Source organism: Moorella glycerini, from assembly GCF_009735625.1.
Lineage (GTDB): Bacteria > Bacillota > DSM-521 > Neomoorellales > Neomoorellaceae > Neomoorella > Neomoorella glycerini.
The window spans coordinates 1,022,384-1,033,989 of the sequence record NZ_CP046244.1; the positions used below are offsets into that span (position 1 = coordinate 1,022,384).

At 58.6% G+C, this 11,606-nt stretch carries 12 protein-coding genes; 4 read left to right on the forward strand and 8 right to left on the reverse strand.

All coding sequences use genetic code 11. The features are described from left to right. Positions 1-44 precede the first annotated feature (44 nt). The 4 genes from fdhF to MGLY_RS04925 all read right to left on the reverse strand — a co-directional run bounded on the left by fdhF (position 45) and on the right by MGLY_RS04925 (position 6,374). Positions 45-2,741 carry a formate dehydrogenase subunit alpha gene (gene fdhF, locus MGLY_RS04910; RefSeq protein ID WP_156272254.1) on the reverse strand — a complete coding sequence of 899 codons (2,697 nt, stop codon included), beginning with the start codon at positions 2,739-2,741 and terminating at the stop codon, positions 45-47. 76 nt (positions 2,742-2,817) lie between these two features. Continuing rightward, a complete protein-coding gene (nuoF, locus tag MGLY_RS04915; RefSeq protein WP_277997893.1) occupies positions 2,818-4,671 on the reverse strand; it encodes an NADH-quinone oxidoreductase subunit NuoF in 1,854 nt (617 codons plus the stop codon). 78 nt (positions 4,672-4,749) lie between these two features. Beyond that, positions 4,750-5,229, reverse strand: a complete 480-nt coding sequence (gene nuoE, locus MGLY_RS04920) for an NADH-quinone oxidoreductase subunit NuoE (RefSeq protein ID WP_156276191.1) — start codon at positions 5,227-5,229, stop codon at positions 4,750-4,752. Between the two features lie 92 nt (positions 5,230-5,321). Further along, on the reverse strand, positions 5,322-6,374 hold the full coding sequence (locus MGLY_RS04925; RefSeq protein WP_156272256.1) for an alpha-hydroxy-acid oxidizing protein: 1,053 nt from the start codon (positions 6,372-6,374) through the stop codon (positions 5,322-5,324). A gap of 74 nt (positions 6,375-6,448) precedes the next feature. Here MGLY_RS04925 and MGLY_RS04930 point away from each other — a divergent pair, with 74 nt between their 5' ends. Beyond that, positions 6,449-6,709 carry an AbrB/MazE/SpoVT family DNA-binding domain-containing protein gene (locus MGLY_RS04930; protein WP_246187418.1) on the forward strand — a complete coding sequence of 87 codons (261 nt, stop codon included), beginning with the start codon at positions 6,449-6,451 and terminating at the stop codon, positions 6,707-6,709. Continuing rightward, positions 6,690-7,109 carry a type II toxin-antitoxin system VapC family toxin gene (locus tag MGLY_RS04935; RefSeq protein WP_156272258.1) on the forward strand — a complete coding sequence of 140 codons (420 nt, stop codon included), beginning with the start codon at positions 6,690-6,692 and terminating at the stop codon, positions 7,107-7,109. The genes MGLY_RS04930 and MGLY_RS04935 overlap by 20 nt, the downstream gene beginning before the upstream one ends. A 1-nt stretch (position 7,110) precedes the next feature. Here MGLY_RS04935 and MGLY_RS04940 read toward each other — a convergent pair whose 3' ends face one another. After that, on the reverse strand, positions 7,111-8,226 hold the full coding sequence (locus MGLY_RS04940; protein WP_170290923.1) for a S41 family peptidase: 1,116 nt from the start codon (positions 8,224-8,226) through the stop codon (positions 7,111-7,113). Here MGLY_RS04940 and MGLY_RS04945 point away from each other — a divergent pair. Then, positions 8,219-8,728 carry a nucleotidyltransferase family protein gene (locus MGLY_RS04945; protein WP_156272262.1) on the forward strand — a complete coding sequence of 170 codons (510 nt, stop codon included), beginning with the start codon at positions 8,219-8,221 and terminating at the stop codon, positions 8,726-8,728. The genes MGLY_RS04940 and MGLY_RS04945 overlap by 8 nt on opposite strands. Then, positions 8,725-9,138: a HEPN domain-containing protein gene (locus tag MGLY_RS04950; RefSeq protein WP_156272264.1), complete on the forward strand. Its 414-nt coding sequence runs from the start codon at positions 8,725-8,727 to the stop codon at positions 9,136-9,138. The genes MGLY_RS04945 and MGLY_RS04950 overlap by 4 nt, the downstream gene beginning before the upstream one ends. 4 nt (positions 9,139-9,142) lie before the next feature. Here MGLY_RS04950 and MGLY_RS04955 read toward each other — a convergent pair whose 3' ends face one another. From MGLY_RS04955 to mntA, 3 genes are read right to left on the reverse strand one after another with little or no spacing between them, the layout of a single operon-like run. After that, complete coding sequence (locus MGLY_RS04955; protein WP_211662082.1) at positions 9,143-10,894, reverse strand: FAD-dependent oxidoreductase; 1,752 nt, start codon at positions 10,892-10,894, stop codon at positions 9,143-9,145. A gap of 41 nt (positions 10,895-10,935) precedes the next feature. Continuing rightward, positions 10,936-11,079 (reverse strand): HepT-like ribonuclease domain-containing protein, encoded by a 144-nt coding sequence (locus tag MGLY_RS18760; protein ID WP_170290924.1) that lies wholly within the window; start codon positions 11,077-11,079, stop codon positions 10,936-10,938. 11 nt (positions 11,080-11,090) lie between these two features. Next, the gene (gene mntA / locus MGLY_RS04965) at positions 11,091-11,489 is read right to left on the reverse strand and encodes a type VII toxin-antitoxin system MntA family adenylyltransferase antitoxin (RefSeq protein ID WP_211662084.1); all 399 of its coding nucleotides are present in this window, start codon (positions 11,487-11,489) and stop codon (positions 11,091-11,093) included. Between the last annotated feature and the right edge of the window lie 117 nt (positions 11,490-11,606).

Sequence of the window (11,606 nt, forward strand, 5' to 3'; positions counted from 1 at the left end):
GGGTGCATAACAGCACCCCTTAGTTTTTTAAGGCTGGACAGTTCTTAGCCAGCCGGTTCTAGCCGCACTGCGGTCACCTTATATTCCGCCGTCTTGGCGATGGGGTCAAAGGCGGCGTTGGTCAGGATGTTCACCGGCGATTCTTTGTAGTGGTAGGACATGAACATGATCCCCGGCGGTACCCGGTCCGTCACCCTTACTTTCGTTACCAGCCGGCCGCGGCGGGAAACGACCGTCACCCTGTCTCCCGTCTGGACCCCCAGTTCCGCTGCCTGGACGGGGTTAATCTCCGCCAGCTCTTCCGGCCGGTAGCTTTCCAGGGCGGGCGAATGGCGGGTGGTAATGCCGTAGTGATACAGCATGCGGCCGGTAGTCAGCAAAATGGGGTATTCCTCGTCCGTCAGCTCGGCCGGCGGCTGGTACTCGATGCCCTGGAGCAGGCCCTTGCCCCGCGGGAACCTGCCGGCATGGAGGAACTTCGTCCCCGGGTGATCGGGCGTTGGGCAGGGCCACTGCAGGCCATTACCCTCCAGGCGGGCATAGTTCATTCCGGCATAGCTGGGGGTGAGACTTGCCATCTCGGCGAAAATCTGCTCCGGGGAGTCGTAGTGCATGGGGTAGCCCAGGCGCGTCGCCAGATCGCAGATAATCTGCCAGTCGGGCCGGGACTCGCCCCTGGGGCTCAAAGCCCGGCGCACCCTTTGCACCCGGCGCTCGGTGCTGGTAAAGGTGCCGTCCTTCTCCAGGAAACTGGCGCCGGGCAGGATGACGTCGGCAAACTTCGCCGTCTCGGAAATAAAGAGATCCTGCACTACCAGGAAGTCCAGGTTGGCCAGGGCCCTGCGCACGTGGGTGATGTCCGGGTCCGTCAGGGCCGGGTCTTCGCCCATGATGTACATGGCCCTGATATAGCCCTCAGCCGCCAGGTCGATCATCTCCGGGATGCGGAGGCCCGGGGTGGCGTCCAGCCGGCAGTTCCAGGCGACGGCAAAGCGCTCCCGCACCTCCGGGTTGGCCACCTTCTGGTAGCCCGGGAAGACATCGGGCAGGGCACCCATGTCGCAGGCCCCCTGGACGTTATTCTGGCCGCGCAGGGGGTTGACGCCGCTGAACTCTTTGCCCACATGGCCGGTAATCATGGCCAGGTTGGCCAGGTTCATGACGTTGCTGGTACCGCTGGTATGCTCAGTGATGCCCAGGGTATAGAAGATCCCCGCCCTGTCAGTCGTGGCGTAAAGCCGCGCTGCGGCGTAGATCTTCTCCGCCGGCACGCCGGTAATCCCCGCCACCCGTTCCGGCGGGTAGTTCTGGACCACAGCCCGGAGGCTCTCAAAACCTTCCGTCCGCTCCTCGATAAACTTTTTATCCACCAGGCCTTCCGTGATGATGACGTACATCAGGCCGTTAATCAAAGCCACATTGGTCCCGGGTCTGATGGGCAGCCACAGGTGGGCGTGCTCCACCAGCTCAATCCGGCGCGGGTCAACGACGATGAGCTTAGCTCCCCGCCGGGCGGCCTGTTTCATTTTCTGGCCGATGACCGGGTGGGCCTCGGTGGTGTTGGAACCGATAATAAGCAGGACGTCGTTATGCTCAATTTCGGCGATGGAGTTCGTCATAGCGCCGCTACCGAATGCTATGGCCAGACCGGCCACGGTAGGGGCGTGTCAGGTCCGGGCGCAGTGATCGACGTTGTTGGTGCCGATCACCGCCCGCATGAACTTCTGCATCAGGTAGTTTTCTTCGTTGGTACACCGGGCCGAACTCAAGGCAGCGATGGCCCGGCTGCCGTACTGTTCCTTGATCTCTTGCAGGCGCCGGGCGGTATAGTCAAGGGCCTCGTCCCAGGTAGCTTCCCGGAAGCGGCCCTCGCCCCGCTCGCCCACGCGGATGAGGGGCCGGGTAATGCGGTCCGGGCTTTCGGCAAAGTCGGCGCCAAAGCGGCCCTTGACGCAGAGCCAGCCGCTATTGACCAGGGGGTTGTCATAACCGCGGACGCGCACCACATGGTCGTCCTTCACGCTGACCTCCAGGTTACAGCCCACGCCGCAGAAGGTGCAGGTGGTACGCACTTTGGTGAGTTCCCACTCGCGGCCCTGCCATAAACTCGCCTTCTCCACCAGGGCCCCCACCGGGCAGACCTGGACACAGTTGCCGCAAAAGACACATTCCTCCGATTCCCTTAAGGTTAGATCCATGGCCGGGGTTACCCTGGTGTTGAAACCGCGATGGGCAAAGTCGATGACGTTGTTAACCTGGACTTCCGCGCAAACGCGGATGCACTTGCCGCACAGGATACACTTGTTCATATCCCGCACGATGAAGGGGTTGTCATCCTCCAGGGGATAGTCGTGTTTTTCCCCGTGGAATTTGTCTCCCCTTACGCCGTAATAGTAGGCGTAATCCTGCAGGCTGCAGGCGCCGCTCTTGCTGCAGGTGAGGCAGTCCTGGGGATGGTTGGCCAGCAATAATTCCAGCATCATTTTACGGGCTTCAACTACTTGCGGCGAAGCCGTCTGCACCACCATACCCTCAGCGACGGTGGTCACGCAGGAGGCCGGCAGGCCGCGCATACCCTCGATTTCCACCACACACAGGCGGCAGCCGCCCCAGGGCGTGAGCTTCGGGTCATGACAAAGGGTAGGGATAAAGATGCCGTTATTCCGGGCGGCCTGCAAGACCGTTGTCCCGGCCGGTACGGTAATTCTCTTGCCATCTATGGTCAAGGTGACATCAGCCATCTGTTTTCCCCCCTACGTAAATAGATGTGGGAAGTTGGAGCTTAAAGTCTCTAAAACCCACCATTTTCGTTCTTCGCTACAGCCTGGATATAGCCCCGAATTTGCACTTCTCCATACAACTGCCGCACTTGATGCACAAGGCAGGATCAATCCGGTGCGGCTGCTTTTTCTCGCCGCTGATGGCCCCCGCCGGGCAGGCGCGGGCACAGGCGCCGCAACCGGTACACTTGCCGGCGTCAATGGTATAGACCAGCAAGGCCTGGCAGACATGGGCCGGGCAGCGCTTATCTTTGATGTGGGCCTCATATTCTTGGCGGAAGTACTGGAGGGTGGAGAGGATGGGGTTGGGGCAGGTCTGCCCCAGGCCGCAGAGGGCCGTGTTCTTGACTACTCGCGCCAGGGTCTCCAGGGTATCCAGATCCTCCATCTTCCCCTGGCCCTCACAGATGCGGGTGAGGATCTCCAGCATCCGTTTGGTGCCCTCCCGGCAGGGGGTACACTTGCCGCAGGATTCCGCCTGGGTAAAGTTCAGGAAAAAGCGCGCCACATCTACCATACAGGTATTCTCATCCATGACCACCATGCCGCCGGAACCCATGATGGCCCCGGCCCGGGTCAGGGAGTCATAGTCCACCGGCAGGTCGAGCTTGTCCTCGGGCAGGCAGCCGCCCGACGGGCCGCCGATCTGGACGGCCTTGAACTGCTTATCATCCTGGATACCGCCGGCAATATCAAAGATAATTTCCCGTAGGGTTATCCCCATCGGCACTTCGATGAGCCCGGTCTTTTTGACCTTGCCCGTCAGGCAGAAGACCTTGGTCCCCTTGCTCTTTTCCGTGCCCATGGCGGCAAACCACTGGCCGCCGTTCTTGATAATAAAGGGGACGTTGGCGTAGGTTTCGACATTATTGATATTGGTAGGCTTACCCCATAACCCCTGCTGCGCCGGGAAGGGCGGCCGCACCCGGGGCATGCCCCGCTTGCCTTCGATGGAAGCCAGCAAGGCCGTCTCCTCGCCGCAGACGAAGGCGCCAGCACCGGCCTTGATATGCAGGTCAAAATTAAAGCCCGTCCCCAGGATATCCCGGCCCAGCAGGCCCTTTTCTCCCGCCGCGGTAATGGCCATTTTCAGGCGCTTGATGGCCAGGGGGTACTCGGCGCGGCAGTAAATATAGCCCTCATCGGCGCCAATGGCATAAGCGGCGATGGTCATGCCCTCAATAACGGCAAAGGGGTCGCCTTCCAGGACGCTGCGATCCATAAAGGCGCCGGGATCGCCCTCATCGGCGTTGCAGACCACATACTTTTTGTCCCCCGGGGCTTGCCGGGTAAAACTCCACTTCAGGCCCGTAGGAAAGCCGGCACCGCCCCGGCCGCGCAGGCCCGAGATCTTGATTTCTTCGATAACCTGTTCCGGGGACATCCCGCTCAAGACCTTTTCCAGGGCCTCATAGCCGCCGGTGGCGATATATTCTTCCAGGCTTTCAGGGTTGGTAAGCCCCAGGCGGGAAGTTACCACCCGTACCTGCCGCCCATAGTAAGTGCTTCCTGGCATCACCGGGATGCCTTCATAGGGAGTTGCCTCACCGGACAACTGGATAAGGGCCCATTCCCTGACAGGCTCCCCCTGAACCAAATGTTTTTCAATCAAGCCGGGGACCCGCTCCGGCGTTACGTCGCCGTAAAACACCCGCGGTTTCCCCGGCAGGGCTACTTCCACAATGGGCTCAGCGTAACACATGCCGATACAGCTCGTCTGGCTTATATCTACCTGCAAACCCCGCCTGGCTATCTCTTCTGCCAGGGCCGCCATTACCTTCGCTCCCCCGGCCGCCTGGCCGCAGGTGCTCATGCCCACGGTAAGGGAGGGCCTGTCCCCCCGGTGAGATTGCTGCTGCAAAGTTTCCCGCCATTCCTTCAAGTCCTGCAATTCAGTTTCACCCCCACCTAAAAATAGAAGTCTTTTTATATCCATGCTGTGGAAGCTCGCGACGTCATAGTCGTATAGCTAGTATTTTTCCAGGATGGCCGGGATCTTCTCCGGCACCAGGCGCCCATAGGTTTCTTCGTTAATCATCATCACCGGGGCCAGCCCGCAGGAACCCAGGCAGGCCACCGTTTCCAGAGTAAAGCGGCCGTCGGCGGTGGTTTCATTTTTGCCTATACCCAGGGCTGCCGAAATAGCCTCCAGCAGCCGGGCACCCCCCCGTACGTGGCAGGCCGTACCCTGGCAGACGCGGATGATGTTCCGCCCGCGGGGTTTTAAGTGAAACTGGGTATAAAAAGTAGCCACGCCGTAAACCTGGCTGAAGGGGATTTTCAGCTTCCCGGCAATTTCCTGCATGATTTCTCGCGGCAGGTAACCGTAAATCTCCTGGGCTTCCTGGAGGAGAGGGATCAAGGCTCCCCTTGTCCCGGCATAGCGTTCCAGGGCATCCGCCAGGGCTTTTGCCTTAATGTTCACATCATTATTGCTGCCAGCATCCATCAAATCTAGCCAACCCTCCTATCAGACGCTTTCCGCCAATTTAGTGTTATTATAACACTAAATCTACGCACCAGTCAGTAAGTTTTTTTGCTCTAAATTTTACTATTTTGCATATTTAACTTTGTACGGGCTAATATCCCCGGTCCTATATCCCCTAAATCGCCGCAGCCGGTAAGGCGCATGGCCACGGCCAGGTCGTCGGCCAGGGCCTCCAGCTGCAGCCTCACGCCGGCGGCACCGCCGCCAATAGCGGCAATGGCCAGGGGCCGGCCCACCAGGACCGCCCGGGCGCCCAGGGCCAGCATCTTCAGGACGTCCACGCCCGAGCGTACGCCGCCGTCGGCCAGGACCGTTATTTTATCCCCCACCGCCGCCGCGATTTCCGGCAGCACCGCCGCCGTTCCCGGCGTGTGGTCCAGGGCGCGGCCGCCATGGTTGGAAACCACAATGGCCGCCGCCCCGCCGGCCACGGCGGCCTCCGCGTCGGCCACCGTCATGATGCCTTTTAAAATCAGGGGGAGTGAGGTCGCCGCCGCAATCCCGGCAATCTGCTCCACCGTCTTGGGTTCCACCAGCTGGCCGGCGCGGGTCATATTCACCAGCCCGGCAGCGTCGACATCGATACCTACGGCCACGGCGCCGGCATCCTCGGCCCGGCGGATAAGGCTCACTATTTCCCCATCTTCCCGGGGTTTAATGACCGGGATACCCCGCCCCCCGGCAGCTTTGATGGCCTTGAGCCCGGCGTCCATGAGTTCCGGCAGGGGACCGTCCCCGGTGAGGGAAAGGCTACCGGCCTCGGCCGCCCCCAGGACGAAGGCCCGCGCCAGTTCCTCTTCCCCCAGGCGGCCCTGGAAGTTGACCCTGGCCCCGGCCACGGCCGCACCCAGGATGGGAAAGGCCAGCTTCTGGCCGAAAAGCCGCAAGCCCAGGTCCTGGTCCTTGCGGTCGTGGAGAACCCGCATATTGACCTGCCAGGCCGCCAGGGCCGTAACATTATTGCGGAAAGACGCCCCGGTACCAGTGCCGCCCATTCCCGGCACGCCGGTAGGGCAGCGCCGGCCGTCACATGCCGGGCAAACGTGGCAGATGCCGTCCAGGAGCACCCTGGCCCGCTCGCGAATAGATACAAGAGTCGCCGGCATAAGCAGCTTCTCCTTCCTGACACTTCTTGCCAAGCATATATTCTAGTGTTATACTTTATAACAAATAATATAACATGGCGGTGATTCGTATGCCTTATATTGCTCGTGTATCTTCAAAAGGGTGGGTGGTTATACCCAAAGAACTGCGCCAGCGTTATAACATCAGCCCCGGATCAAAAATTGTTTTTACAGAAAATGGTGGCAGCCTCTATCTTACTCCAATCCCTCCAAATCCTATCGCCTCAGGTAAAGGAATGCTTCAAGGTTATCCCCTGGTAGAAACGCTCCTGGCCAGCAGAAAAGAAGAGGTAAAAAATGAAGAAGTACGTTTTTGACAGTTATGCCCTCCTGGTTTATTTACAAAACGAACAGGGGGCCGATCTGGTTGAAGCTATGATTGAGGAAGCCCAAAATGAGACGGCGCAGATTTTGATAAGCGCCGTTAATCTTGGCGAAGTTGCTTATATTATCGAAAGAGCAGCGGGCACAAAAAAGCTAAATGAAGCCATGGCCCTTTTGGAAACGTTACCGATAGAAGTTGTCAATGTAAATAAAGAATTTGCGCTAAAAGCCGCTAAATATAAAGCTAAAAACCCAATCGCCTATGCAGATTGTTTTACCCTGGCCCTCGGAGTGCAAACCGGAAGTCAAATAGTAACCGGCGACCCTGAGTTTCATAAAGCCGCCGATCAGGCCAGCATTATCTGGTTGCCTGAAAAAATCAAGGCGAATTAAATTACCTGCAGGCCAGGTTGCCCGCCACTAAGGGCGGGGCAATTTGCGCCCGCAGGATTTTCAAGGCGCGGTCCAGCTGCTCCCGGCCCTCCGTTACTTCAATATCCGGTTTTAGCCCTTCCCCGTCAATATCCTGGCCGGCAGGCGTACGGTAATAAGCCGTAGTTAATTTTAAGGCGCCGCCGTTACTTAAAGGAAAGATGGTCTGCAGCGCCCCTTTGCCGTAGGTCCGGGTGCCGACCAAAATGGCGGCGTGATTGGCCTGCAGGGCCCCAGCCAGGATCTCCGCCGCGCTGGCCGTGCCCCGGTCCACCAGGACCACCAGGGGCAGGTCCTGGCCCGGTCCCCGGGAACGGAGGACGGTGACCTTTTTATCCCGGCCCATCACCTGCGCCACAGGTTTATCCCGGAGCAAAAACAGGGACGCAGTATCCAGGGCAGCGTCCAGGTAGCCGCCGGGATTACCCCGGAGATCCAGGATCAGGCCCCGGGCGCCCTGGTCTTCCAGCCCCGCCAGCGCCGTCTCCACCTCCTCCGGCGCCCAGTAGGGGAAAGAGCGCAGGTAAAGGTAGCCCACCGGCCCGGCCAGCAGGCGGCTGCTGACCACCGGCGGCCGGATTAATTCCCGGCGCAGGTAATAGCTCCGGCGACTGTCACTGCCGGGAAGGGTAACCGTCAGGTCCACATAGGTTCCCGGTTTGCCGCCCAGCAGCGTGCCTATCTCCTCCAGGGAGAGGTTCCCGACCGGGCGGCCGTCCACGGCCACCAGCACCGACCCGGGCGTGACCCCCAGCCGGGCCGCCGGCGAGCCGGGAACAACGTTAGTGATAACCACCCATCCGTCGAGTGCCTGGAAAACGATCCCTACCCCTATATATTCCTCGTCCAGGGAAGAAGCAAAAGCAGGCATCTCTTCCGGGGCTATGTACTCGCTGTAAGGATCGCCCAGGGATTCCACCAGACCCCGGACGGCCCCGGCCTCAAGGGTTGCCTGATCAATAGGGCCGGCATAATTTTTTTCCGTGAGAGAGCGCACCTCGTCCAGGAGGGCCCACCCCGGCGCCGCGGCCCGGGCTGCTGCCAGGTCACCCAGGAAAACGGCAAAAAAGATGGCCAAAAAGAAAACCCACCGCCGCGCTCGCAGCATCATTCCGTCGTCATTCCCCTCTCCCGGCTTGATGTTGTTAACTATTCGGTACAGTAAGTGCTATTTCCTGCCACAATACATGATTACATTGATTTTTTTCCCAGAAAATACTAAGATGATGAACAAGGAAAGAACGGAAGGAGAAAGAACAATGATGGCCGCTAAAGACCTGGCCATTGCCCGGAAGGTAAAAGAGCGTCTCACAGGGAAGATCCCTCTTTACGAGGTACGTCTATTTGGATCCCGGGCACGCGGGCAAGCCAGCCCCGATTCAGATCTTGATCTGTATTTAGAGACTGGTCCTCTTTCACGGGAACAAAAACGTTTAATCAGCGAAGTGGCCTGGGAAGTGGGATTTGAAAACGATGTGGTTATAGTACCACTGGCAGTTAATCGTAATGAAGCACTAAACGGACCTTTTTCTATTTCGCCACTCTACCGGTCGATAAAAAAAGAAGGGATAAAAGTATGAAAGAAGATAACCACAAACGCACTTTAATTAAGTACCGGTTAAACGAAGCATATGAAGTTCTGGCAGATGCGCAAAAATTACTGGCATCCCAGGGCAGCCCGCGTAGTATAGTCAACCGTTCTTATTATGCCATGTTTTATGCCACTCTGGCTCTTCTAGTAACTATCGACCAGGGTTCAGCCAAACATAGCGGGGTTATTTCCCTCTTCGATCGCTATTTCGTCAAACCGGGGATATTCCAAAAAGAACTTAGCAAATCGCTTCATCGCGCTTTTGAATTCCGACAACAAGGAGATTATGGCGAAGTTACTCCTATAGTAGTAGAAGATGCTATTGAACTTCTGCAAGCTGCGGAAAAGTTTATCCACACCGTACAACGCTACCTTAACGAAAGAGGATTTGCTGATTAAAAATTTACTTATCCACCCGGGCGCCGAAGCGCTGCACCAGGGTCTCCCGGACGGCCGCCACGTCGGCATCGGTAAAGGTACCCGGATCGCGTCCCTGCGTTACGGCGTAAGCGGCAGCCACCCCGGCGGCATCCCCCAGGACGCACTGATTAGGCAGGACTCGCAGTTCGGCCCAGGCCAGGGAGGAGATGCTGGCCGCGTAGCCGGGGATGAGCAAGTTGGGCACCGGGCGGCTGAGGAGGGTGTTAAAGGGAAGATAGACCGGGTTTTGCGGCCATGCGCCCGGTCCAGGCGTGGTCCGGGGATAATCAGGCCGCAAGAAAGGCGTCACCGGCCAGCGGTAGCGACCGTCGCTGCCTTTCAGGTCGCTGAAATGATAGGCATTGATATCCTGCCAGTAAAAGCCCAGGCCGATGCGGTTTACATAATTGCCAAGGTCGTTGCCTTCCTCCGGGCCTGGCCCGGCGCCGTGTACGGCCGCCGCAGTCAGGGCGTAGTTGCTATCCTCCGTCCCCGGTCCCGCTTCCCGGGGATCGACTACCGTATGAATCGTTTCCCGCAGGTAGAGCATCCCGCCGGCAAGGGGTTTCCCATCCGCATCCGGCACCACTTCCGCCTTATTGAAGCCATCGAAGCGGCGCAACGCCCGGATGAAATCAGGATTCGCCAGCATCTCCCGCGCCCGCTGCCAGGCCGTGTCCGTGTCCAGGGCTCCCGGCGCCATATCTCCCGGATAAGCATCGTGCCCCCGGTCGCGGGCATTCGCCCGGCCGTCGACGTTAAAGATGAGAAGGGTATTGACCCACCACTCCTGGCTTCCCGGCCCGTCCTGGGCGGCATTGAGGGGCTTTAAAGCAAAGCCCGCGGGACCGTACCTGTCGTTAAAGCCAGTTACCACCGGGTCATTTATGTAAACTTCCCTGCCGCCATAGGCCCCCCAGGCACCCCGCTCCTGGCGGAAAATCATATCCCGGTAACGGCCGGGCTGCACTCCCCGTACCTTGAACATGAGGGTGGCCGCCTGCTGGCGGGGCAGCAGGATATCCCCATCGTGGCCGGGCCCCGACCAGCCAGCCGCTATTCCTCCGGCGCCGGCAGTACCGCCTTGCAGCCGCAGGCTCTTAAGACGCCGCACCTCTTCCTTGCTAACCAGGTCCGCCGCCAAAAATTCGACGGGCCAGTCTTCCCGGCCCACTGTTACGCCGGCCTCACTCAAGCGGCTGAGCCGCCCGTCTTCCGAGGCGTCAACAAAGATGGTCGCGGCCAGTATTTGGCGCTCTTCACCCCAGATTACCGTCCCGGCGGCATCCCGCTGCAGGCCCCGCAGGGCCAGGGCCTGGAGCCGCCCGCGCCAGTCCTTCCGGACGGCAGTAATATCCATGGCCCAGTAAGTCTGGAGATTAGGCAGCCTGCCCAGGTCGGCGGCAATCCGTGCCGCCAGGTCAGCCGTGCGGTAAAATGGTCCCACAGCTTTAAACCAGTGGGCAAAAGAGCCCCCCTGCACAAGCCTTCCATCCCGGAGCCAGTAGCGCACGTCCCAGAAGTTCTGGCCGCCAGCCGTGGCCAGGCCGCCGTACTCGCGCCCGGGGTAGGGGACCACCAGGGCTACCGACCTGTCCGGCGCCGTCGCCGCCGCCTTCCAGGCCGCCGCGCACCCGGCCAGCCCGCCACCGTAAATGACAATATCCGCCCGCGCCACCGGCGCCGCCAGGGGCCAGCCTTCCGTCCGGCTTCCCGTACCGGAGAGAGTTAACATAAAATATAAAGCGATAAAAAATAACAGCAACCGTTGCCCCATTAGCTAATTCCCAATAGTTTTTTTATGGTTAACATAAAATGCTTTAAATCACCAAGATCACGTTTTAATATTCCCCAGATAATCTCAGCATCAAGTCGAGCATAATCATGGACAATAATGTTACGAAATTGGGCCATCTTCATAAGTTTTTTGGTCAATTCCTCAGGCAGGTAACCGTTTGCCTGGACCAAACTTCAAACGCCACCCGGTAGCGGGGATTTTTATCGACCAGTAAAATCCCGTCCTTTAAGATCTGGTGCTGCAACAGTAAAGGCGCTGCCTGAATGTCAATGACATCCACCTTTTTCCCCGTCACCCTTTCCAGGTCGATAATTATTTCCAGCCGGCGGTCAAAACGCTGCAATTTATCTTCGATACCGGCAAATAACACGGCCACGTCGATATCGCTGCGCTCCCGGCTGGTCCCTCGGGCGTAAGAACCAAAAAGGTACGCCGCCACCACATCCTGGCAGCGGGTGAGATACCCGGTCATGGCAGCAGCCATAGCTTTATTCAAGCGCGCTTCGGCCGGCAAATATTTGGGGAAAGTCAAAATCTCCACCTTCCTGCAACCACACATTTACATCACCTTGACCTTAATTTTACTGGAATTAACCATTTTAAGCAACAAAACAAAAAAGACTGTCCCGAAATTATATGGAAAGCCCTC